Here is a 21,437-nt window from a genome sequence, read left to right as displayed (position 1 = left end):
CGGGGCCTCAGCGGCTCATGAATTCGGGAGTCATCAGGATTAACGCCACCAGGCTGCGCAGGCGCTCGTGGTTGTAGTGCCGCTTCAGGTCGCTGCCCTGCCACGTGTTGGTATCGGTGATGACATAGCTGTTCGGATCGCCGTTCTGCGCCATGAAGGCCACCAGCGCCTGCTTGCGCGCCGTTTCGGGCTGATAGCCGAGCAGACGGGTGCACCACCACGTCACCAGCGTGTTCGCCGTCCAGTTGGCCACGGGGATGTTGGCACGCGTGGTATCGACGATCGGGTGCAATGGCACGTCGCCGTCCTTGCTTTCGGTCAGCCAGCCCAGCAGGCGCCACGTCATGGCGTAGGAATTGGAGCCCGACCACGCCAGCCCGCTGTCGGGATAGCCGTTCGGCGCAGGCCAGTTGTACGGCGTGTGGCCGGTGAAACCGTACATCCACATGAAATCGCCGCTGCGGCCGTGGTCCAGCCGGATCGTCCAGTCGCCGCCGAGCGTCCGCATCGCCGCGACCGTTGCGTCGAACGGGCGACGGTTCTTCTGGCCGAAGCTGTTGATGAAGTCGTCGGAGTTCAGGATGTGCCGCAGCACCAGTTCGATCTGGTTCGGCGCGCGCCAGTTGGAACGGAAGATCGTCGCCGCGCTGTCGATCAGCGCCTGCTTCGGCGTGTCGCTGATGAAGCGGCGGATGAGTTTCTTGCAGATGAATTTGGCCACGCGCGGATGGCTGGCCAACCGGTCCAGTACGTCGCGACCGTCCTTCAGTGCGGGCTGTTCGGGATAGATCAGCATGCCGAGCAGGAATTTGGGGCCGGCGTCGTGCCAGGACTGCCGGTAGACGAAGCTGCCGTCGTTCTCGGTGGGAAACTGCCAGTGGCCGTTCTTCGCCGACCAGCCGGTGAACGCGGCCGAGGTTTCGTACACGTCGATGTCGGTGTAGCCGATGGGATACGCCGGATCCTCGGGACAAGGCGGCACCTGGAACGGGTCCATGAAGCCGAGGTAGTTCTCCGCGCCCAGCGTGTGCAGCTCCAGCAATTCGCGGGCGAAGTTCTCGTTGGGGCCGGAGCGAGAATTGCTGATGTTGTCCAGGTAGTAGAGCATCGCCGTGCTCTGGGCCACGCCTTCCAGCATCGTGCGGAAATTGCCCTTGGCGTTGGCGCGGATCACGTCGCGGTCGTAGTGCACGAACACCGGGCCTGTACTGAAGTCGTTGCCCAGTACGTTGAAGTGGTCGTGCCAGAAATTCACCAGCACCTCGCGCAACTGGCGGCGCGAATACACCGCGCGCACGAACGCCGCGCGCTGCACTTCATTGGCGGGCCGGATGCGGATGCTGTACTCCGGGTCCGTCACCACGTGGTCGGCCCACAACTGGGTCAGCGACTTGTTCAACGTGGTGTAGCCGGCGGTGTTGAGGCGGTTGGTGACGGCGCTGTCGTCGATGGCGTCCCAGTTGAGCTGCCAGTCCACGTAGTTGGCCAGGCGCTGGCGGTCGCTGCTACCCAGCGCGTTGAATTCGGCGATGCTCGCGGCGGTGGCGCCGTAGCTGAGGTTGTTGAGCGCCTGCACGGCGAACGGCGGTCGCGCCATCGTCATCAGGGTGGGATTCGACTGCCCCATCATCACGCGGCCACCGCTGGGTGCGGCCACCGCTACCGCCTCCGGTGCGGGCGTGGTGTCCTTCGGACTGGCGCGTTCGCCGCCCTTCCAGCCGTACAGGCGGTTCAGGCGTTCACGGACCTGTACGCCGAGATCGGGCGCTGCGATGTGCGGCTTTGCCTGAACGCGGGCGTCGAGGCGCGCACGCGTGCCCACGGCCTTGCGTCGCCACGGGCCACGCGCGAACAGCCGACGCCACGGGACGGTGTAGTACGCCATGCGGATTTCCCTGCCTTCCCCGGAATGCGGGAAGTATTGGCCAAGCGCCGTGCGCCGTTTGCGACCGCGCGCACAGGCCGGTCACGCCACGGGAGGTGTCAGACCCAGCCGGTGGCGTAGAACACGCCGATGATCACGAACACCGCCGTGGTCTTGATCAGCGTGATGGCGAAGATGTCCTTGTACGACTGCCGGTGGCTGAGGCCGGTGACGGCCAGCAGGGTAATCACCGCACCATTGTGGGGCAGGGTGTCCATGCCGCCGGAGGCCATCGAGGCGACGCGGTGCAGCACCTCCATCGGGATGCCCGCCGCGTTCGCGTTGGCGATGAAACTGTCGGCCATCGCCGCCAGCGCGATGCTCATGCCGCCCGAGGCGGAACCGGTGATGCCCGCCAGCGCGGTGACCGAAATCGCCTCGTTGACCAGCGGATTGGGAATGGCCTGCAGCGCATTGGCCACGACCAGGAAGCCGGGCAGGGCGGCGATGACGGCGCCGAATCCGTATTCCGACGCCGTGTTCATCGAGGCCAGCAGCGCGCCGCCGATGGCGCTCTTGGTGCCCTCCGCAAAGCTGGCGAACACCGGCTTCCATGCGAACGCGATCACCGACACGATGCCCACCAGCAGCGCGCCCTGTACGGCCCAGATCGCGGCGACCTTCGAGACCTCCTGCACCACGGGCGCGGGATTGCCGATGACGGCAGGCACGAAGGACTGACTCTCGCCGTAGAAGCCGGGAATCCAGCGGGTGAACAGGAAGTTGGCCACGCCCACCAGCAGCAGCGGCAGGATCGCGATCAGCGGATGCGCCAGCCTGTCGCCCTTGAACGGTTCGGGTTCGTTGCGCAATTCGTCGTTGCCGGCGTAGCCCTCGCCATTGCGCGCGGCCACGCGGCGGCACCATTCCAGGTAGCTCATGCCCACGATCAGGATGAACACGCCGCCCAGCGTGCCCAGCACCGGCGCGGCCCAGCCGGTGGTGCCGAAGAACGAGCTGGGGATGATGTTCTGGATCTGCGGCGTGCCCGGCAGCGCGTCCATGGTGAAGGTGAAGGCGCCTAGCGCGATCGTGCCCGGCACCAGCCGTTTGGGGATGTCGCTCTGGCGGAACAGCTCCGCCGCGAACGGATACACCGCGAACACCACCACGAACAGCGATACGCCGCCGTAAGTCAGCAGCGCGCACACCAGCACGATGGACAGCATGGCGCGCTGCGCGCCGACCACCTTGATGGTGGCTTTCACGATCGCCTTGGAGAAACCAGAGATCTCGATCAGCTTGCCGAACACCGCGCCCAGCAGGAACACTGGGAAATACAGCTTCAGGAAGCCGACCATCTTGTCCATGAACAGGCCGGTGAACATCGGCGCTACCAGCGAGGGATCGGTCAGCAGCACCGCGCCCAGCGCCGCGATGGGCGCGAACAGGATGACGCTGTAGCCGCGGTAGGCCACGAACATCAGGAAGCACAGCGCGGCCAGCACGATCAGGAACGACATCCGGTACTCCTCGACATCTGCGACCCCTCGGCCAGCGCCGATTGCAAGTGCGGCGAGTATCCGCAGCCGCACGCCGGCCGGCCCACTGTACGAAGGTACGATGCCGCCCACGCGGCCCGCCCCCTAGTGTTCGCTTCAATCGGCGGCATCCGTCCGCCGCCAACGTCATACCCGGGAGGAGGGGAGACCCATGAAGCGCAAGCATCTGAGCCTGGCCATCGGCTGCGTCCTGTTGTCGTCCGTGCCGGTGGCATGGGCGCAGGACGCCGCGCCGACCAGCGCATCGCCAGCCACCAATGCCACCACGCTGGATTCGGTCAAGGTCACCGCGCGCAAGCGCGAAGAGACCCTGCAGGACGTGCCCGTGGCCGTCACCGCATTCACGCCGGAAACGCTGGACAAGCTGAACATCAAGGACCTGGGCGACCTGGATGCGCAGGTGCCGAACCTGACCGTGTACGCGGCGCGCGGCTCCACCAGCACCGTCACCGCCTACATCCGCGGTGTGGGCCAGGCCGATCCGCTGTGGGGCGTGGATCCGGGCGTGGGCATCTACCTGGATGACGTGTACATCGCGCGTCCGCAGGGCGCGCTGCTGGACGTGTTCGATGTGGAGCGTATCGAGGTGCTGCGCGGCCCGCAGGGCACGCTGTACGGCAAGAACACCATCGGCGGTGCGATCAAGTACATCTCGCGCGGCCTGCCGCAGGAGACTACCGGCTTCGCCTCGGTCACCGTGGGCAACTACAACCAGTTGGACGTGAAGGCCGCGCTGGGCGGCGAGATCGGCGGCAAGGACAGCGGCCTGCGCGGCCGCGTGTCGGTTGCCAGCATGAACCGCGACGGCTTCGGGGAGAACAAGTTCAACGGCCAGGAGATCAGCGACAAGGAGATCAATGCCGTCCGCATGCAGCTGGGTGCGTACTCACAGGACGATTTCGACGTGCAGTTCGCGTTCGACTACCTGGATGACCAATCCGGCGTGCGCGGTGGCAAGCTGTTGTCGGTCAACACCAGTCCGACGGCGAACTTCCTGTTCCCGGGATTGTCGGCCTATACGCCGATGGACAGCCGCTACGACATCTACAGCGCCATGCCCAACGTCAACGACACCGAGATGAAGGGGCTGTCGGCGACCGTGAACTGGCGTCCCAATGATGATTGGGCGTTCAAGTACATCGTCGCCAAGCGGGAGTCGGATACCGAGACCAATATCGATTTCGACATGACGCCGTTCCCGGTCGCGGACGTGAAGGCGTTCTACAGCGACAGCCAGGTGACCAACGAAGTGCAGGCCAACTACGATGGCGGCGGTCGCGCGCGCGGCGTGGTCGGCATCTATCATTTCGACGGCGATGCCGGCGGCCAGGTGCTGAACAACTTCTTCGGCCTGAGCTTCGGCGATACCCAGGGCGTGGTGAACACCAGCAGTCTGTCCATCTATACCGACTGGACGTTCGACCTGACCGATCGCCTGAAGCTGGACGTCGGCGCCCGCTACACCGACGAGGACAAGCATGCGGTGGCCTACAACATCGGCTATACCGATGCCACCTTCACGGTTCCGAATGGCGTGGTCGCCGCGAACTTCGACAAGACCATCAATTTCAAGAACGTCTCGCCGAAGGTCTCGCTGGACTACCAGATCACCCCGGACATCATGGTCTACGGCCTGGCGTCGCGTGGCTTCAAGTCGGGCGGCTACAACATCCGCGCCAACACCACGGCGGTGCCGCGCTCGGGCGAGCCGTTCGACGACGAGTCGGTCGACAGCTTCGAGATCGGCAGCAAGATGTCGTTCCTCGACCAGCGCATGTTCCTGAACCTGTCGGCGTTCCACAACAAGTACGAGGACATCCAGCTGTCGGTGTTCACGCAGTACATCGACGGCAACGGAAACCCGCAGTTCTTCGGCGACTTCACCAACGCCGGCAAGGGCACGGTGAACGGCGTGGAGGTGGAGTACCAGTTCCTGCCCAGCCAGAACTGGCTCATCAGCGGCAACCTGGCATGGCTGGATGCCAAGTACGACGAGTTCATCACCGGCGGCGTCAATGTCGCCGACAGCCAGTACTTCACCAATGCGCCCGAATTCTCCGGCGCACTCAACGTGGAATACCGGACCGATCTCGCGAACGGGGGCAACCTGTCCGCGCGGGTGACCTACTCGTATCAGTCCGAGGTCTATCCCACCACCGACCTGAGCGAGGCGATCAAGCAGCCCGGCTACGGCCTGCTCGGTGCCGGCGTGGTCTGGCGCGCGAACGACGCTTGGTCGTTCTCGCTGCAGGGGACCAACCTCACCGACGAGGAATACCGCACCACCGGTTACAACCTCCAGGCGGCGCTGGGCGTCCTCTCCGGCTTCTACGGCCCGCCGCGCCAGTACAGCCTGACCGCGCGCTACGATTTCTGAGTCCGGCGTCGCAACGCATGACGCGGCGGTGCGTGAGCATCGCCGCGTTGGCGTTTCCGGACGTCAGGGTTTGCGCGGGTGTTCGGTTTTGCGGGGAGCCTTCACGTATTCCTCGGCGAGCAGGCCGGCCACGCCGGTGGTCGGCGGGGGCGTGTCCTTGCCCGTCCTGGCGACGGAGCATTCCTGCTTGTCCTGGGCCAGGTTGGGACAGCTGACGCACTGCTTGCCGTCGGTGTTGTTGACGCAGATCTCGTAGTTGTCGCCCTTGTTGGCGATGCTGCAATCCGGGCCGCGCGATATGCAGATGCCGAGCGCGGTGCTGGTGCGCGTTGCCCAGGCGGGCGCGGATGCGGCAAGCAGCACGAGGGACAGCGCGGCAGCGCGCAGGAACATGTGGTTGTGCATGACGATCTCCTTGTTCGACTCCGTGTGGGCACCCCCTTGGGCCCGGCGATGACGGAACCGCATGGCGGCAATCCCCTCGGGAGGAGCGTTCCGCACCGGCTTCGTCATGAGGAAGAACGAGGCCCTGCGGAGGCGTCGGCCACGGGAATGGACAGGGGACAGTGCCGATCGTCGGCGCGGTAAGATCGTGGCTGGGCGGACAGGAGCATTCGAGGAAGCATGCTGAGCATCGGCGTGGTGGTACTGGCGTCCCTGCTGTGGCTGGGCGTGCTGTTCGGGTCCGCGCTCTACGCCGAGCGGCACCCGCGCGTGCTGGCGGTGCAGTGGCCGTACATCTACGCGCTGTCGCTGGCGGTGTACTGCACCTCGTGGACGTTCTTCGGCACCGTGACCCAGGCCGCTCGCTACGGTTGGCCACTGCCGCCCACCTTCGTCGGCACCATCCTGTTGTACGTGTTCGGCGCGTTCCTGCTGGTGCGGCTGGTGCGGATGGCGCGCGAGTCGAATGCCACGTCGCTGGCCGACCTGATCGCCACGCGACTGGGCAAGGACGGCTGGCTGGCGGCCACGGTCACGCTGATCGCCGCGCTCGGATTGATTCCCTACATCGCGCTGCAGCTGAAGGCCGTGGCGATGAGCTTCGCGCTGCTGACCCGTTCGCCGGGTAACGATGCGCTGCCGGCGTGGCAGGACAGCGCGCTGTACGTGGCGCTGGCGATGGCGGTATTCGCGATGCTGTTTGGCACGCGCCGCGCGAGCGCGGTGGAACACAACCGCGGGCTGATCCTGGCGATGGCGTTCGAGTCGCTCTTCAAGCTGGCGGCGATGCTGGCGCTGGGATTGTTCGTGTGGTTCGGCCTGCCGGACCTGGAAGTGCCGCCGCCGGCACCGGCCCCGGCTTCCACCACGTATGGATTCCTGCCGCTGGTGGCGCTGGGCGTGCTGGCGATGTTCACCCTGCCGCACCAGGTGCACGTGGGCGTGGTGGAATGCCGCGATGAACGGCATGTGCGCACGGCGCGCTGGCTGTTTCCTCTGTACATGGTGTTGATGGCCGCGCCGCTGCTGCCGCTGGCGCGCGCGGGCGGCGCGATGTTCGGCGATGCGGTGCCCTCCGACCTCTACGTGCTGGCGCTGCCGCTGTCGCAGGGGCACCAAGGGCTGGCGCTGCTGGCGTTCCTTGGCGGCCTGAGCGCGGCTACCGGCATGGTGGTGGTCAGTACGCTCACGCTCAGCCTGATGATCGGCAACCACTGGCTGGCGCCGGGCCTGTTGCGGGGCGGCTGGGTGCGCGGTACCGGTCGCGACCTGCGCGGAGCCGTGCTGACACAACGGCGCGTGGGGATCGTGGCGGTGATGCTGCTGGCGTGGGCGTACAGCCGCCTGATCGCGGGCAACGATGCGCTGGCGGACGTGGGCGCGGTGTCGTTCTCCGCATTGGCCACGCTGGCGCCCGCGCTGGCGTTCGCCATCTGGCGTCCGCAGACATCGCCGCGGGCCGTCATTGCCGGCATCGTGGCCGGGTTCCTGGTATGGGCATGGCTGTTGCTGCTGCCGGTGGCGATGGACGCACGCGGTGTTTCGCCGGCATGGCTGCAGACGGGGCCGTTTGGTCTGGCCGGCCTGTCGCCCGACGGCTTCTTCGGCCTCACAGGGTGGAGCCGCCTGGGCCGCGCCGTCGGTGTCAGTCTGTTCGCAGGTGCCGTGGTCACGCTGCTGGTGGCCAGTTGGCGGGGTTCGGCACCGCGTCGCGCCGACAGCCGGGGCTTCGATGCGAAGACGCTGCGCGATGCCGGCAGGCGCTTCCTGCCGCGCGAGCGCGTGGAGGAGCTGCTGGTCGACGCGCCGCGCAATGGACCGGTGCCGGCGATTATCGAAGCCCGGCTCGAGCGCGAACTGTCGGCGGTGCTGGGCTCTGCGTCCGCACGGCTCCTGCTGGACGCGGCACGCCGTGAAACCGGCGACCTGGAGACGGTGGCCGCCATCGTCGGCGAAGCATCGCAGGATCTGCGCTTCAACCAGCAGGTGCTGGAGGCCGCGTTGCAGAACATGAGCCAAGGCATCAGCGTGATCGACCGCGAGCAGCGGCTGGTGGCCTGGAACCGGCGCTATGCGCAGATGTTCGGCTTTCCCTCCGATCTGCTGCAGGTCGGGCGTCCCATCGCCGACCTGACCCGCTGGGCGCTGCAGCGCATGCCGCAGCGGGGACACGACGAGCGTGCGCTGGAGCGGCGCCTGGCCTTTATGCGTGCCGGCACGCCGCACCTGACCGAGCGCGTGTTCCCGGATGGCAGCATCGTGGAGGTGCGCGGCAATCCCATGCCGGGCGGCGGCTTCGTGGCCACCTACACCGACGTCACCGCATCACGCCAGGCCGAGCGCGAACTCAAGCAGGCCAACGAGACGCTGGAGCAGCGCGTGGTCGAACGCACCGCCCTGCTGGAAACCGCCAAGCGCGAGGCCGAGCATGCGAACGATGCGAAGAGCCGCTTCCTGACCGCGATCGGCCACGATCTGCTGCAGCCGCTGCACGCGGCACAGTTGTTCACCGACGCGTTGTCGCAGCAGTTGCCGGAGGCGCGGCAGCGCGAGACGGCGCTGCAGGTGCGTGGTGCGCTGGATTCCACCACCGATCTGCTGACGGGCCTGTTGGACATGTCGCGCCTGGACGCCGGCGGCCTGCTGCCTGAGCCGCGCGACCTGCCGTTGATGGAAGTGCTGGAGCCGCTGGCCTCCGAGTTCCGCGTACTCGCGCTGGAGCGAGGACTGTCGTTCGACATCGTGCCGACGCGTGCCTGGGTGCATACCGATCCGCAGCTGCTGCGCCGGATCCTGCAGAACTTCCTGGCCAATGCCGTGCGCTACACCGCGCGTGGTGGTGTGCTGCTCGGCGCGCGCTGGCGCCATGCGCACGTGCGCATTGAAGTGTGGGACACGGGGCCTGGGATCGCCGAGTCCGACCAGCGCCGGATCTTCGAGGAATTCCGCCGCGGCGACGATGTGCCGGGACAGGGCCTGGGCCTGGGCCTGTCGATCGCGGACCGCATCGCCGTGCTGCTCGACGCACCGCTGTCGCTACGCAGCCGGGTAGGGCACGGCTCCGTTTTCGCGGTAGACCTGGTGCGCGTGGCGGCGCCTGCGGCGATGCCCTCGCTGGCCGGCAAGCCCGGCCTTGCCGGTCGCCATGTGCTGGCGGTCGACAACGATCCTGCAGCGCTGGCTGCTCTGCGCCAGGTGCTTGAAGGCTGGGGATGCAGCGTCGCGATCGCCAGCGATGGCGCAGCAGCCGATGCGGCATTGCGCGAGAGGCATGCGGACCTCTGGCTGTTCGATTACCACCTGGATGCCGGCGACACCGGCGTCGCGCTGGCCGAACGTCTGCGTGCCTCGCATGGGCAACGTCCGTGCCTGATCCTGAGTGCCGACCAGACCGATGCCGTGCGCCGTGCCGTCCGGGATGCGGAACTGCCGCTGCTGGCCAAGCCGGTGCGGCCGCTCGCATTGAAGTCGGTGCTGGACCGGCTGCTGGCGGCGCGGGCCGCGTGACCGTCATCCCGGCGAAAGCCGGGACCCAGTGCCTTCTGCGTGACGACGAATCCTGTGGGAAAAATCTCTGGGTCCCGGCTTTCGCCGGGATGACGGAGTGAAGTCGGTAGAATCCTTGCTTCGCCGCAAAAGAGTACCCCATGCCCTATACCCCCATCGTCGCCACCCTCGGCTACGTGCTGTCGCCCGATCGTACGCAGGTACTGCTGATCCATCGCAATGCTCGTCCGGACGACCAGCACCTGGGCAAGTACAACGGCCTGGGCGGCAAGATCGAACGGGACGAGGACGTGGTGGCCGGCATGCGTCGCGAGATCCACGAGGAAGCCGGGATCGATTGCGATGCGATGGCCCTGCGCGGCACGATCAGCTGGCCGGGTTTCGGCAAGCACGGCGAGGACTGGCTGGGATTCGTCTTCGTCATCACCGCTTACAGCGGTACGCCATTCGAGCGCAATCCGGAAGGCACGTTGGAATGGGTCCCGGTGGAGAAGATCCTGGACCTGCCGTTGTGGGACGGCGACCGCCACTTCCTGCCTCTCGTGTTCGACGAGGACCCGCGCGGATTCCACGGCGTCATGCCGTACCACGAGGGTCGCATGGTCTCGTGGGACTACTCGCGCATCTGATGTTGCTCGTGCGCATGTCGTTCGTGTAGGAGCGACGTGAGTCGCGACCGCGCCCCGATAGCGGTTCGCGTCGCGCGGTGATGAACGCGCCGCAGCGCGCCAGGGAGGAGAACGGGCTGCATTTGGCGCAGCGTCGAATCTGCGGTCGCGACTCGCGATGCTCCCACTGGGAGCAACTTCGTGTTCCACGCTGTCCGCTTGTCCACACGCCATGTGGAGAGCGTGTGGGAAACCGTGTGGATAACCGCGTCGGCGCCTTGTGCCGCAAGCCTGTCAAGATGGGTGGCGAATTTTTGACCAGTCCATGACGGTGCGGTGTCCGGGTTGTCCACACCCGGTGTGGATGGTCTGTCGATCAACATGTGGATAAGCGATGGCACGCGTTGCGGTGCAACGCTGTCAAGGTGTGTGGCGAAAAAATGACCGCAGTTCTTTGGCATTCGCGGAATCTGCATGTTTCACGAGAAGGGCCTCGTCGTCCCAGCGAACGCTGGGACCCAGGTTGCTTCTGCTCGGCGGTACTGCGACCCAAGCGAAGCATCTGCAGAATCCGAATGGATCCCGGCTTGCGCCGGGATGACGGCAGGGACCAAGAGGTGCTGTCTCGGCGGATTACGGGATCACTCGATATGTCGCGCCGGATCCGTCAGCTCCAGTTCGCGCAGCACCACGCCGGCCTGGGTGCGGTTGCGTACCCCCAGTCGGTCGAAGATGGCGGACAGGTGCGCCTTGACCGTGCGTTCCTGCACATCCAGGCGGTCGGCGATCTGCTTGTTCAACAGGCCCTGGGCCACCAGCGTCAGTACGCGGAACTGCTGCGGCGACAGGCTGGCCAGCCGGCCCGCTAGTTCGGTGTCGTGTTCGGACGACTGCGCGCGCGCCACGGCGCCACGCAGCGAGGCGGGCAGCCATTGCTCGCAGGCCAGCACGCTGCGGATCGCATCGCGTAACTCATCCAGCCCGGAACTCTTCGGCAGGTAGCCGGCAGCACCGTGGTCCAGTGCCCGGCGCACCACCCGCGGATCATCGTTCGCCGACACCACCACGACGGCGACCGCGGGAAACTGCGCACGGATCGCCGCCAAGCCAGCAAGGCCATGGTTGCCCGGCATGTGCAGGTCCAGCAGCACCAGATCGATGTCGTCGTGCGCTTCCAGCGTCGCGATGACGCCATCCAGCGATTCGGCTTCACGCACCGTCAACTGGGCCACGGCGTCGGCCGCCGCGCCGCGCAGGGCGGCCCGGAACAGCGGGTGGTCGTCGGCGATCAGGAGGTTGGGCATGAAGAGCAGGAGTGAGTGGAGGGGAGTGAGAAGTGGGTGGGGCGAGCTGGCTTTCGCTCACTCCTCTTCGCCATCCACTCGCTTCACTGCACCGTCCAGCCGCCATCCACGACGATCGTCTGCCCGGTGATGTTGCGCGCGGCCGGCGAGGTGAGGAAGGCGGTGATGCCGGCCAGTTCGTCCAGGCCGATAAAAACGCCCTTGGGCATCGGCTTCAGCATCACCTGGCTGACCACGTCGGCCTCGGAAATGCCGCGGGTACGCGCCTGGTCGGCGATCTGCTTGTCCACCAGCGGCGTCTTCACGTAGCTGGGGCAGACGGTGTTGATGGTGATGTCGGTGTCGGCGGTTTCCAGAGCCAGCACCTTGGAGAAGCCGACCAGCCCGTGCTTGGCCGCCACGTAGGCGCTCTTGTACGGGCTGGCCACCAGCGCATGGATGCTGCCGATGTTGACGATGCGGCCGAAGCCGCGTTCGCGCATGCCCGGCAGCACGGCGCGGGTCAGGCGGGCCACGCCGACCAGCATCACTTGCACCAGGAAGTCCCATTTCTCGATGGGAAAGTCCTCCAGCGGCGAGACATGCTGCAGACCAGCGTTGTTGACCAGCACGTCGATGGGGCGCGAGATCATCGCCAGCGAGGCATCGATGCTGTCCTGCGAGGTGACGTCCAGCGCCACGGCCTCCGCCGAGCCGCCGTTGGTGCGGATCTGCGTCGCGACGGCTTCGGCCGCGTCGAGGCTGAGGTCGCTGACGATGACGTGACGGCCGGCTTCGGCCAGTTGCGCGGCAATGCCGGCGCCGATGCCGCTGGCGGCACCGGTGATGAGGACGGTATGGGTCTGTTGCATGGGGGCTCCTGCGTGCTTGGGCTAGGGTAGCAGGCAGGCGCGACGGGTTCGTGGTACCAAAGTACGATGACGGCGCTTCCCGCGGAGGGTAGTTTCGTGGCACTGACCGGAACCCTGGATGATTTCCACGCATGAACGCGAAGATGCGCATGTCCTGCGGCTTGTTGCTCGGAGCGGCGCTGGCCGCCTGCAGCAGTACGCCGCCCAAGCCTGAAGCGGTGGCCCACATGATCCAGCTCCAGCGCGTCACCGAGCACCGTGGCGATGACGATCTGCTCACCGCGGGCCTGGGCCTGGATGGCCTGCGCGCGATGGCGGCGCCCGCATTCGCTGATTCCGCCAATCCCACGCCCGCCGAACTGCGCCGTCGCGCGATCTGGGCCAACTGGCGCGGCATCGCCGATCTCTCGCTGACGGGCGGTTACGGCCAGGCCTATGGCAGCGTGGCCAACGTACCGGGGCGCGAGTACTCGGCACTGGCGAAAGTACCGGGTGCCGTGCAGCCGCACCGCGTGCTGGTGCAGGTGCCGGACAGTTTCGATGCCACTAAGCGCTGCGTCGTCGTCACCGCTTCGTCTGGCTCGCGCGGCGTCTATGGCGCCATCGCGGTAGCCGGACCGTGGGCATTGCCGAAGGGGTGCGCCGTCGCCTACACCGACAAGGGCGCGGGTACGGATTATTTCGATCTCGACGAGCAGCGCGGCGCGCGTGAGGACGGCACCATTGGCGAGCTTGGCGTCGATGCGCTGGCCTTCGTGCCGGACGCGCCAGTCGGTGCCAGCGGTGTGGCGGTGAAGCACGCGCATTCCAAGGACAATCCGGAAGCGGACTGGGGACGGCACGTGAAGCAGGCCGCCGAGTTCGCGCTGGCCGCGCTGGATCAGGCGTTCCCACAGGCGGCGCCGTTCCGCTTCGACAACACGCGCGTGATCGCAGTGGGCATCTCCAACGGCGGTGGTGCCGTGCTGCGTGCCAGCGAGGAAGAGGGCGGCTGGCTGGATGCCGTGGTCGCGGGCGAGCCGAACATCCTGGCGGCGGATGCACACGGTGCGCGGTCACTGTATGACTACACGACGGAAGCCGCCCTGCTGATGCCATGCGCGCTGCTGCACCTGCCCGCGGACACGCTGCCGCAGCCGCCGCTGCGCGCGCAGGCGGATCCGGTGTGGACCGCGCGTTGCGCCACGCTGAAAGCGGCCGGGCTGGTCAGCGGCGCGGATGCGAAGGCACAGGCGGCATCGGCGCATGCACAGCTGAAGGCGAGCGGCTGGACCGATGCAGCGCTGGTATCCGGCGCGTTGAGTGTCGGTTTCGACCTGTGGCGCGCCGTGGCGGTGACATACGCCTCCGCCTATGGCCGCTATGGCGTCGGCGAGCATCCCTGCGGCTTCGCATTCTCTGCGCAGAACCCGGACTTCAGCGCGCGCGCGGCCAGCGCCGCCGAGCGCGCCGCGTGGTGGTCGGACGGCAGCGGTATTCCGCCGGGTGCGGGCGTGGGCATCGTCGACACGAAGGTGGCGCCGCCGGACTTCACCCTGCCTGGCCTGCAATGCCTGCGTGCCCTGCATACCGGCACCAGCGACGACGCGCGCCGCGTGCAGGCCGGCATCGCGCAGACCGCCGCACGCTTCCCGCGCACGCGGCGACCGGTGGTGGTGATCCATGGACTAGACGACGGGCTGGTGCCGCCGGCGTTCTCCAGCGCGCCGTATGTGGAAGCTGCGCGCGCCGCCAATCCCGACGTGCGCTACTGGCAGGTGCGGCATGCGCAGCACTTCGACGGTTTCCTGGCGCTGCCGGCCTATGGCGCGCGGTACGTGCCCCTGCTGCCCTATGTCTACGCGGCGCTGGACCAGGTCAGCGCCACGCTGGATGGAAGCCGGGAGCTGTCGGCGAATGCGCTGATCAGTCCGCAACCGCGGGGCGCGGGCAGCGTCGAAGCCAGCCAGTTGGCGATTCCGCGCTGACCCCGCTGTTGTAGGAGCGACGTGAGTCGCGACCGCAGACCTGGGCAGTCCGGGCAGATGGGCCACGCAACGGATCATGGCTGCTCTGTTGCCGCGGTCGCGACTCACGTAGCTCCTACAGGGAGCTGAGCGCGGCCCACGACGATTTCACCCGGTTCCGCTTACCCTGTAGGCCTTCCTTGGTCACGCCTGCCGCCATGTCCCGACACTTTTCGATGATCCGCGACTTCCAGCTGGCCGACTGGTTCACGCTGGGCAATGCCTTCTGCGGCACGGGTGCGGTGTTCGCATCGATGCGCTTCCTGCAGGAAGGCATCCTGCGCGACCTGATGATCGGCATGGCGCTGATCCCGCTGGCATTCATCTTCGACGCCCTCGATGGCCGCGTGGCCCGCTGGCGCAAGCAGGCGTCGGTGCTGGGGCGCGAACTGGATTCGCTGGCCGATGTCATCTCGTTCGGTGTCGCGCCTGCGGCGCTGGCCTATGCCTGCGGCATGCAGGGTGGCTGGGACTGGCTGGTGCTGTCGTACTTCGTCGCCTGCGGCGTCAGCCGGCTGGCGCGCTACAACGTCACCGCCGAAACACTGGCTGAAGGCGGCGACAAGGTGAAGTTCTTCGAAGGTACGCCCATCCCCACCAGCCTGGCGCTGGTCATCGTGCTGGCCATCGCCGCGTACCTGGGTCATGTCGGCCCGGCGCTGTGGCTGGGCGAGGTGAAGCTCGGTCCCTGGCTGTTGCACCCGCTGGTGCTGTTGTATGCCGTGTCCGGCACGCTGATGATCAGCAAGACGCTGCGCATTCCCAAGCCCTGAGAACCGTGAGGTGAGGGCGCGTCATGCACGCGCCGCCCACCGCGGCTAGAATCGGTCGGGAAGGGAGGGCACATGGCAAATTCCGTTCCACCGTGGCCGGGCGATTTCGAATCGGTGGCCAAGCAGTACTGGAGTCTGTGGGGCGATGCCCTGCGACAGTCCGGCGCAACGCCGACGATGGCCATGCCGGGCGCAGCGCCCGGCTGGCAGCAGACCGTGGACTGGTGGTCGAAGCTGGTGCCCGGCGGGCAACCGCAGGTGGATGAAGCCGTCGGCCGTTTCCAGCGACAGGCTGGCCAGTGGTTCGGGCAGATGCAGCAGGTCGCCGCGCAGTTCACCGGCCGCGACCATGACGCCAGCGACATCGGCCGCGCCTGGCGCTCCGCGCTCGGCATGGCCGACCCCACGCCGGCCCATAACCCGTTCGCCGACATCTTCCGCAGCATGCAGGGCGGTGCGCACGGCATGGACGGGTGGATGCAGCAGGTACGCCCCTGGCTGGAGAACCTGCAGCGCGATGGCGATCGCTGGATGCACCTGCCGACGTTCGGCCTGTCGCGCGAGCACCAGGAACGCTGGCAGCATCTGGCGCAGGCTTACCAGGACTACCAGCGCCAGGTCGGCGAGTACGACACGCTGATGCTGCAGGTGGCGCAGGATGCCTTCGTGCGCTTCGAGCGCAAGCTGGAGGAGCACGCCGAACCCGGCCGCCAACTGCAGAACGCCCGAGCCCTGTTCGACCTGTGGATCGACGCGGCCGAAGAAGCCTATGCGCAGGTCGCCATGTCCAGCGATTTCCGCCACGCCTATGGCGGATTGGCGAACGCGCAGGCCCGGCTGCGTCTGGGTGTGCAGCGTGAAGTCGAACAGGTCTGCACCCTGTTCGGCATGCCGACGCGGACGGAAGTCGATGCCGCCCACCGCAAGGTCGTCGAACTGGAGCGCGCACTGCGCAAGTTGACCCGGGCTCAGGCGGCGCCCGTCCGTCGCGCACCGGCGCAGCGTGCCGCGGCACCGGTGGACACGCCCAGGGTCGCCGAAACACCTCAACCTGTCGTGCCGGCACCGGCAAGACCGAAAGCAGCGAAGAAGCGTGCTTCGGTCCGTCGCAAGCCATCACCGGTGCCGAAAGCTGCGCCCAAGAAGCGCGCCGCCGCCAAGAAGCAGGCACCCAGGAAACTTGTGCGACGGACAGTGGTCGCCGCAGCACCGGTCGTAACGAAGAAGGAACGCATGCCCGCGGCGACCAAGACTGCCGCGCGCAAGCCGGGCAAGGCCAGGAAGCACGTCGCCAAGGCGGCGAAAGCGCCTGTCCCCAAAGCGCCGAAGAACGCCGCCCCGCCCGCCGGCAAGCCGGCGTCGGTCGTGTCGATGAAGGACTGGGTGGCGCGCAACACCACGCGCAGCGCAACGAGCGATACGCCCAAGGCCGGCAAGAAGACCAAGCGGGGTAGCAGCAAATGAACGGGCCGCTCAACTTCACCGCCGAAGGGCTGGCCCACGAGGCCACCACGTTGACGCAGAAGCTTTCCGCCGGCCTGCATACGTTGCCGGAAGTGGAGGATGTCCACTACGGCGCCACCCAGAAACAGGAAGTCTGGCGCGACGGCAAGGTCGTGCTGTACCGCTTCATCGGCGAGAAGGCGCCGACGGCGAAGATCCCGCTGCTGATCGTCTACGCACTGGTCAACCGGCCGTACATGGTGGACCTTCAGCACGACCGCTCGCTGGTGAAGGGCCTGCTGGCGCAGGGCGAGGACGTTTACGTCATCGACTGGGGCTATCCGGACCGATCGGATCGCTTCCTCGAACTCGACGATTACATCAACCGCTTCATCGACGGCGCAGTGGACCACCTGCGCGACAGCAGTGGACGCGATGCCGTTAACGTACTGGGCATCTGCCAGGGCGGGGCGTTCTCGCTGTGCTATGCCTCGCTGCACCCGGAGAAGGTCAAGAACCTGATCACGATGGTGACGCCGGTGGATTTCCACACGCCGGACAACATGCTGTCGCACTGGACGCGCGAATTGGATGTGGACCTGTTCGTCGAAGCGCTGGGCAACGTGCCGGCGGACATGATGAACGCCTGCTACCTGATGCTGAAGCCGTTCCGCCTGAACCTGCAGAAGTACGTGGGCCTGGTGGACATCCTCGACGACAAGCGCGCCATCGAGGACTTCCTGCGCATGGAGAAATGGATCTTCGACTCGCCTGACCTGGCGGGCGAGGCCTTCAAGCAATTCATCAAGCAGTTCTACCAGCGCAACGGTTTCATCAAGGGCGGCATCGAGATCGGTGGCGAGGCCGTGGACCTGGGCTTCGTCGACATGCCGGTGCTGAACATCTACGCCGAACAGGACCATCTGGTGCCACCGGATGCCTCGCGCGCGCTGAAGGGCGTCGTGGGTACGGCGGACTACACCGAGCTGAGCTTCAAGGGCGGGCATATCGGCATCTACGTGTCCAGTCGTGCGCAACGCGAAGTGCCCACTGCGATCCATAACTGGTTGGGCCAGCGCGCGCGCTGACCGCGTGCGCTGTGCTTCCTGTAGGTGCGACGTGAGTCGCGACCGCGCCGCGACAGATCTCGGGTGTCGCGGTAACGAACGCGTCGCAACGCGCCCTGTAGGCGAACGATGGGATGCTGGAGCATCGAGCCGAGCGGTCGCGACTCACGTCGCTCCTACAAAAGAAAACGGCGTGCTTCCTTCGCCTGTCTTGCGCTAGGCTAACCACATGCTGTCACGCATCACCGTCGCTGCCGTTCTGCTTGCCTTCGTCGGGCCGGTGCTGTCTGCACCTTCATCAACCGCCAAACGCGAGATCCAGGCATTGATGGAGGCGCTGTCGGCGTCGTCATGCGAGTTCCAGCGCAATGGCACCTGGCATGGCCGCGACGAGGCGCGCAAGCACCTGCAGCGCAAGTACGATTACCTGCTGAAGCGCAACCTGGCTGATACCGCGGAGCAGTTCATCGAACGCGCCGCCAGCAAGAGCAGCATAAGCGGGCGTGCCTACCAGGTGCGGTGCCCTGGGCAGCCGGCGCAACCGGCGGCGACGTGGTTCAAGGCCAAGCTCGATGTGCTGCGTGGTTCAGGCGCGCCCGGTGGCTGACGCGCTAGACTTGGTCACGGACAATCGTGGGGAGTTGCTGGCGATGAATGACACTGCTTCCAAACCGTTCGCACGTTCACTGAATGACCGCATGATCGCGGGCGTCATGGGCGGCATCGCACACCGTTATGGATGGAGCCCCACGTTACTGCGGGTGATCTTCGTGATCGTGTCGATCGCCTCCGCGGCGTTTCCGGGCATCCTGGTCTACCTGATCCTCTGGCTGCTGATGCCCAACGAACAGGACTGATCCATGGCGCCGGCCGGGTTGTGGATGGCGCGCGTACTCGGCGTTGTATGGGCGGTGCCCAATACGCTGATCGGCCTGATGGCGGGTGTTGCCGGGATGGTGTTCGGCGCGCGCGCGGAATGGAGCCGACGCGACTTCGCGCTGGTGTTCCACCGCTGGCCGTGGGGACCCGGCGGCGCCATCACCTTCGGCAACAGCATCCTGCACACAGGCGACACGCTGGAGTGCGAGTGCATCACCTACGAGCACCGTGCCGGCCATCGACAGCACCCGCCGATCCGCCTGGGCGACCACGAGCGTGCGCACGTCTACCAATACATGGTGCTGGGCCCGCTGTTCCTGCCGGTCTACCTGCTGTGCGGCGGTGTCAGCGTACGCAATCCCTTCGAACGCGCCGCCGACCGTTACGCGCTGACTGGCAAGGGCTGGTGGCCTTGGGGTTCGCCCTAGTCAGTGGTGCTTCGCGCGACCCGAGCCCGATTTCTTGCCGCCGCCGTCCTGCTTGTTCACGGTGGCCCAGGCGATACGTTCCGCTTCTTCCTTTGAACGGCCGCGTTCGCGCTCGCTTTCCTCGATGTGTTCCGCCTGGCGTTTCTGCTTGCCGGTATAGGCGGATTTGTCGCCACGGGGCATGACGGTGCTCCGGTGTGATGAGTGGGTAGCTTGCGGCCTCCCGCGTAATCGCCGCATGACGGTCACGTCAAGGGTGTGCAACTTTGCTGCCCCCGGTCACCGTTCCAGGCGTTCGAAGGAAAACAGCGGCCACAGCGGATGCTTGCGGCGTTCGATCAGTGCGCGCAGCAGGCCGGCACCGAGCATGCTGTACGTGATGCCATTGCCACCGTACGCCATCGCGAAGTGCACACGCGGCCCCCATTGCGTGTGCGGCCCGAAGAAGGGCAGGCCATCGGTGGTCTCGGCGAACGTGCCGGCCCATGAGAAAGCCGGCGTGACCTCCCACTCGGGGAACAGGTGGTGCAGCCGCTTCAGAAGCGTCCGCGCCTTCTTCTCGACGCGTGCATCGCGTTTGGCCGGGATGTCCACGGCATCGTCCTCGCCGCCCAGCAACAGGCGGCCGTCGGCGGTGCTGCGCGCATACAGATATGGGCGTGCGGTTTCCCACAGCAGTGTGTCGCGCAGAAAGCCGAGTTGCTCATCCGGCAATGGATCGCTGATGACGGCATAGCTGCTGCGATTGCGCGCCACGTTCTGCCGCAGCCAGTGCTGGCTGGCATAACCCGCCGCGACCACGAGATGCGCGGCACGCACGCTGAAACCTGTCACGGTGCGCAGCGTCACGCCGCGCGATGTCGTATGCAGGTCGATCACGCGCGTGCGATCGAATACCGCGGTGCCCTGGCGATGCAGGCGCTGCAGCAACCGGTGCGTCAGGCGGTAAGGATCCACCTGCGCGGCCTGGGTGCTGAGCAACGCCGCCGCCGCCTCGAAGCCATAGTCTTCGCGTACCCGGTCCGCCGACAGCAGTTCCACCTCCAGTCCGTGGCGCACGCGCAGGGCATGCTCTTCTTCCATCGGCCGTACGTCGCGATGACGGCTGGCGTAGTAAAGGCTCTTGTTGCGCGCGAAGCCGACGTCGCGCCAAGGCGCAGCGACCTCCCGCAGCTGGTCGATGGCCCCGGCGCAGGCAAGGTAGGCGAGGGCGGCATCGTCTTCGCCATAGCGCTTGGCCAGGTCGACCATGTGGGTGTCGATTTCGTACTGCAGCAGCGCCGTGCTGGCGGCCGTGCTGCCCCAGCCGATGTCCCGCTGTTCCAGCACGGCGACATCGAATCCATGTTGCGCGAGTTCATCTGCGATCAGTGCACCGGTGATGCCGCCGCCCAGCACGGCGACATCGCAGCGATGATCGGACGCCAGCGGCGGAAAGGCCTGCATCAGGCCATTGCTGACCGCCCAGAAGGGGTATCCGCTCTTGAGATCCATGCACATCCCGCGCCATCACGATGCTGCCATCCTGGCAGGGACGGCAGCAGGACGGAGTGAAAGCGCGGTGTGCGGTCAGCGCGGTAGCGCGCCCTGCAGGAAGAGCTCCACCGATGCCAAGGCCTGGGCTTCCAGCGTGTCGACATCCGGCAATTGCGGGCTGCCGGCCGCCAGCCGGAATATCTGGTCGCCGAACAGGCTCATGTAGAACTGAGCCGCCGCCGCCCTGGGCGACGCCAGTTGCATGCGTCCGGCGGCCACCTGCTGTTCGAAATAGTCCGCAAGCGTGGCGCGGATGGACGCCACCGCGTGGTCGAGGAACCAGTCGCGCAGGGCGGGGAAGGATTGCCCCTCGCCGATCACGATGCGGTAGACCACCTGCGAATCGGTGCGCGCCATGACCTGTGCCATGCGGATCGCCACCCGGCGCAGCGCCTGTTCGGGCGGCAGCTCGGTCAGGTTGAGGTCGCTGAGCAGGTGGATATGCATGTCCAGCCGCCGCTCGAGGATCGCACTTGCCAGACCTTCCTTATCGCCGAAGATCCGGTACAGGGTGGCCAGCGAGCCACCGGCGCGGGCGACGATCTCGCTCAGTCGCGCATGCTGGTAACCCTTCTCGGCAAAGACTTCGGTGGCGGCGTCGAGGAACTTCTCCGCACGGATCTCGCCACGGCGGCACAGGTCCACCTGCGGGCGAGGACGCAGCGGCGAAGCCGTCGAGGGTGCATCGTTGAAAACGTTTTCCAGATATTCGGAAGAAATGCTCACGGGAACTCCCTGCACACGTCCGGTTGCGACGATATCCGCAGCCTAGCAAAAAGGTCATGTGA

Annotated in this window: 18 protein-coding genes; 10 read left to right on the top strand and 8 right to left on the bottom strand. The window is 66.5% G+C overall.

Annotated features, from left to right (window positions below; all coding sequences use genetic code 11):
* Window positions 1-7: 7 nt before the first annotated feature.
* Window positions 8-1,885 (bottom strand): DUF1800 domain-containing protein, encoded by a 1,878-nt coding sequence (locus FB548_RS07835; protein ID WP_142124232.1) that lies wholly within the window; start codon window positions 1,883-1,885, stop codon window positions 8-10.
* 98 nt (window positions 1,886-1,983) lie between these two features.
* Window positions 1,984-3,387 carry a GntP family permease gene (locus tag FB548_RS07830; protein ID WP_142124231.1) on the bottom strand — a complete coding sequence of 468 codons (1,404 nt, stop codon included), beginning with the start codon at window positions 3,385-3,387 and terminating at the stop codon, window positions 1,984-1,986.
* 190 nt (window positions 3,388-3,577) lie between these two features.
* Here FB548_RS07830 and FB548_RS07825 point away from each other — a divergent pair, with 190 nt between their 5' ends.
* A complete protein-coding gene (locus tag FB548_RS07825) occupies window positions 3,578-5,803 on the top strand; it encodes a TonB-dependent receptor (protein ID WP_142124230.1) in 2,226 nt (741 codons plus the stop codon).
* A gap of 63 nt (window positions 5,804-5,866) precedes the next feature.
* Here the strand turns inward: FB548_RS07825 and FB548_RS07820 are convergent, their stop codons facing one another.
* Window positions 5,867-6,208, bottom strand: a complete 342-nt coding sequence (locus FB548_RS07820) for a hypothetical protein (RefSeq protein ID WP_142124229.1) — start codon at window positions 6,206-6,208, stop codon at window positions 5,867-5,869.
* Between the two features lie 219 nt (window positions 6,209-6,427).
* On the opposite strand from FB548_RS07820, the gene FB548_RS07815 reads away from it, so the two are divergent.
* Window positions 6,428-9,754, top strand: a complete 3,327-nt coding sequence (locus FB548_RS07815; RefSeq protein WP_142124228.1) for a PAS-domain containing protein — start codon at window positions 6,428-6,430, stop codon at window positions 9,752-9,754.
* 140 nt (window positions 9,755-9,894) lie between these two features.
* A complete protein-coding gene (locus FB548_RS07810; RefSeq protein ID WP_142124227.1) occupies window positions 9,895-10,383 on the top strand; it encodes an 8-oxo-dGTP diphosphatase in 489 nt (162 codons plus the stop codon).
* A gap of 620 nt (window positions 10,384-11,003) precedes the next feature.
* Here the strand turns inward: FB548_RS07810 and FB548_RS07805 are convergent.
* Window positions 11,004-11,666 carry a response regulator transcription factor gene (locus FB548_RS07805; RefSeq protein WP_142124226.1) on the bottom strand — a complete coding sequence of 221 codons (663 nt, stop codon included), beginning with the start codon at window positions 11,664-11,666 and terminating at the stop codon, window positions 11,004-11,006.
* An 83-nt stretch (window positions 11,667-11,749) separates the two neighbouring features.
* The gene (locus FB548_RS07800; protein ID WP_142124225.1) at window positions 11,750-12,517 is read right to left on the bottom strand and encodes a 3-hydroxybutyrate dehydrogenase; all 768 of its coding nucleotides are present in this window, start codon (window positions 12,515-12,517) and stop codon (window positions 11,750-11,752) included.
* Window positions 12,518-12,648: 131 nt separating this feature from the next.
* Between FB548_RS07800 and FB548_RS07795 the strand changes: the two genes are divergently transcribed.
* The 7 genes from FB548_RS07795 to FB548_RS07765 all read left to right on the top strand — a co-directional run bounded on the left by FB548_RS07795 (window position 12,649) and on the right by FB548_RS07765 (window position 19,113).
* Window positions 12,649-14,484: a D-(-)-3-hydroxybutyrate oligomer hydrolase gene (locus tag FB548_RS07795; RefSeq protein WP_255470423.1), complete on the top strand. Its 1,836-nt coding sequence runs from the start codon at window positions 12,649-12,651 to the stop codon at window positions 14,482-14,484.
* Window positions 14,485-14,681: 197 nt separating this feature from the next.
* The gene (locus FB548_RS07790) at window positions 14,682-15,296 is read left to right on the top strand and encodes a CDP-alcohol phosphatidyltransferase family protein (RefSeq protein WP_185742028.1); all 615 of its coding nucleotides are present in this window, start codon (window positions 14,682-14,684) and stop codon (window positions 15,294-15,296) included.
* Between the two features lie 72 nt (window positions 15,297-15,368).
* Window positions 15,369-16,760 carry a class III poly(R)-hydroxyalkanoic acid synthase subunit PhaE gene (phaE, locus tag FB548_RS07785; protein ID WP_142124224.1) on the top strand — a complete coding sequence of 464 codons (1,392 nt, stop codon included), beginning with the start codon at window positions 15,369-15,371 and terminating at the stop codon, window positions 16,758-16,760.
* On the top strand, window positions 16,757-17,827 hold the full coding sequence (locus FB548_RS07780; protein ID WP_142124223.1) for a class III poly(R)-hydroxyalkanoic acid synthase subunit PhaC: 1,071 nt from the start codon (window positions 16,757-16,759) through the stop codon (window positions 17,825-17,827). The genes phaE and FB548_RS07780 overlap by 4 nt, the downstream gene beginning before the upstream one ends.
* A 208-nt stretch (window positions 17,828-18,035) precedes the next feature.
* The gene (locus FB548_RS07775) at window positions 18,036-18,413 is read left to right on the top strand and encodes a DUF5329 domain-containing protein (RefSeq protein WP_142124222.1); all 378 of its coding nucleotides are present in this window, start codon (window positions 18,036-18,038) and stop codon (window positions 18,411-18,413) included.
* A gap of 43 nt (window positions 18,414-18,456) precedes the next feature.
* Window positions 18,457-18,663 carry a PspC domain-containing protein gene (locus tag FB548_RS07770; protein ID WP_142124221.1) on the top strand — a complete coding sequence of 69 codons (207 nt, stop codon included), beginning with the start codon at window positions 18,457-18,459 and terminating at the stop codon, window positions 18,661-18,663.
* A gap of 3 nt (window positions 18,664-18,666) precedes the next feature.
* A complete protein-coding gene (locus FB548_RS07765) occupies window positions 18,667-19,113 on the top strand; it encodes a hypothetical protein (RefSeq protein ID WP_142124220.1) in 447 nt (148 codons plus the stop codon).
* Here FB548_RS07765 and FB548_RS07760 read toward each other — a convergent pair whose 3' ends face one another.
* The 3 genes from FB548_RS07760 to FB548_RS07750 form a co-directional block, all read right to left on the bottom strand.
* Window positions 19,114-19,296: a hypothetical protein gene (locus FB548_RS07760; RefSeq protein WP_142124219.1), complete on the bottom strand. Its 183-nt coding sequence runs from the start codon at window positions 19,294-19,296 to the stop codon at window positions 19,114-19,116.
* A gap of 96 nt (window positions 19,297-19,392) precedes the next feature.
* Complete coding sequence (locus FB548_RS07755) at window positions 19,393-20,607, bottom strand: FAD-dependent oxidoreductase (protein ID WP_142124218.1); 1,215 nt, start codon at window positions 20,605-20,607, stop codon at window positions 19,393-19,395.
* 75 nt (window positions 20,608-20,682) lie between these two features.
* On the bottom strand, window positions 20,683-21,375 hold the full coding sequence (locus FB548_RS07750) for a TetR/AcrR family transcriptional regulator (protein ID WP_185742027.1): 693 nt from the start codon (window positions 21,373-21,375) through the stop codon (window positions 20,683-20,685).
* Window positions 21,376-21,437: the final 62 nt, after the last annotated feature.

This window comes from Pseudoxanthomonas sp. 3HH-4 (genome assembly GCF_006716465.1).
Lineage (GTDB): Bacteria > Pseudomonadota > Gammaproteobacteria > Xanthomonadales > Xanthomonadaceae > Pseudoxanthomonas_A.
The sequence above is the reverse complement of the archived record's forward strand: the minus strand, read 5'-3'. Positions and strand labels throughout refer to the sequence as shown.

Excerpts from the sequence above, each read along its gene's own strand:
- phaE (WP_142124224.1), top strand. The coding sequence starts at position 15,369 with ATGGCAAATTCCGTTCCACCGTGGCCGGGCGATTTCGAATCGGTGGCC.
- FB548_RS07815 (WP_142124228.1), top strand. The coding sequence starts at position 6,428 with ATGCTGAGCATCGGCGTGGTGGTACTGGCGTCCCTGCTGTGGCTGGGC.
- FB548_RS07770 (WP_142124221.1), top strand. The coding sequence starts at position 18,457 with ATGAATGACACTGCTTCCAAACCGTTCGCACGTTCACTGAATGACCGC.
- FB548_RS07780 (WP_142124223.1), top strand. The coding sequence starts at position 16,757 with ATGAACGGGCCGCTCAACTTCACCGCCGAAGGGCTGGCCCACGAGGCC.
- FB548_RS07765 (WP_142124220.1), top strand. The coding sequence starts at position 18,667 with ATGGCGCCGGCCGGGTTGTGGATGGCGCGCGTACTCGGCGTTGTATGG.
- FB548_RS07775 (WP_142124222.1), top strand. The coding sequence starts at position 18,036 with ATGCTGTCACGCATCACCGTCGCTGCCGTTCTGCTTGCCTTCGTCGGG.
- FB548_RS07795 (WP_255470423.1), top strand. The coding sequence starts at position 12,649 with ATGAACGCGAAGATGCGCATGTCCTGCGGCTTGTTGCTCGGAGCGGCG.
- FB548_RS07825 (WP_142124230.1), top strand. The coding sequence starts at position 3,578 with ATGAAGCGCAAGCATCTGAGCCTGGCCATCGGCTGCGTCCTGTTGTCG.
- FB548_RS07820 (WP_142124229.1), bottom strand. The coding sequence starts at position 6,208 with ATGCACAACCACATGTTCCTGCGCGCTGCCGCGCTGTCCCTCGTGCTG.
- FB548_RS07805 (WP_142124226.1), bottom strand. The coding sequence starts at position 11,666 with ATGCCCAACCTCCTGATCGCCGACGACCACCCGCTGTTCCGGGCCGCC.
- FB548_RS07830 (WP_142124231.1), bottom strand. The coding sequence starts at position 3,387 with ATGTCGTTCCTGATCGTGCTGGCCGCGCTGTGCTTCCTGATGTTCGTG.
- FB548_RS07755 (WP_142124218.1), bottom strand. The coding sequence starts at position 20,607 with ATGGATCTCAAGAGCGGATACCCCTTCTGGGCGGTCAGCAATGGCCTG.
- FB548_RS07835 (WP_142124232.1), bottom strand. The coding sequence starts at position 1,885 with ATGGCGTACTACACCGTCCCGTGGCGTCGGCTGTTCGCGCGTGGCCCG.
- FB548_RS07810 (WP_142124227.1), top strand. The coding sequence starts at position 9,895 with ATGCCCTATACCCCCATCGTCGCCACCCTCGGCTACGTGCTGTCGCCC.
- FB548_RS07760 (WP_142124219.1), bottom strand. The coding sequence starts at position 19,296 with ATGCCCCGTGGCGACAAATCCGCCTATACCGGCAAGCAGAAACGCCAG.
- FB548_RS07800 (WP_142124225.1), bottom strand. The coding sequence starts at position 12,517 with ATGCAACAGACCCATACCGTCCTCATCACCGGTGCCGCCAGCGGCATC.
- FB548_RS07790 (WP_185742028.1), top strand. The coding sequence starts at position 14,682 with ATGTCCCGACACTTTTCGATGATCCGCGACTTCCAGCTGGCCGACTGG.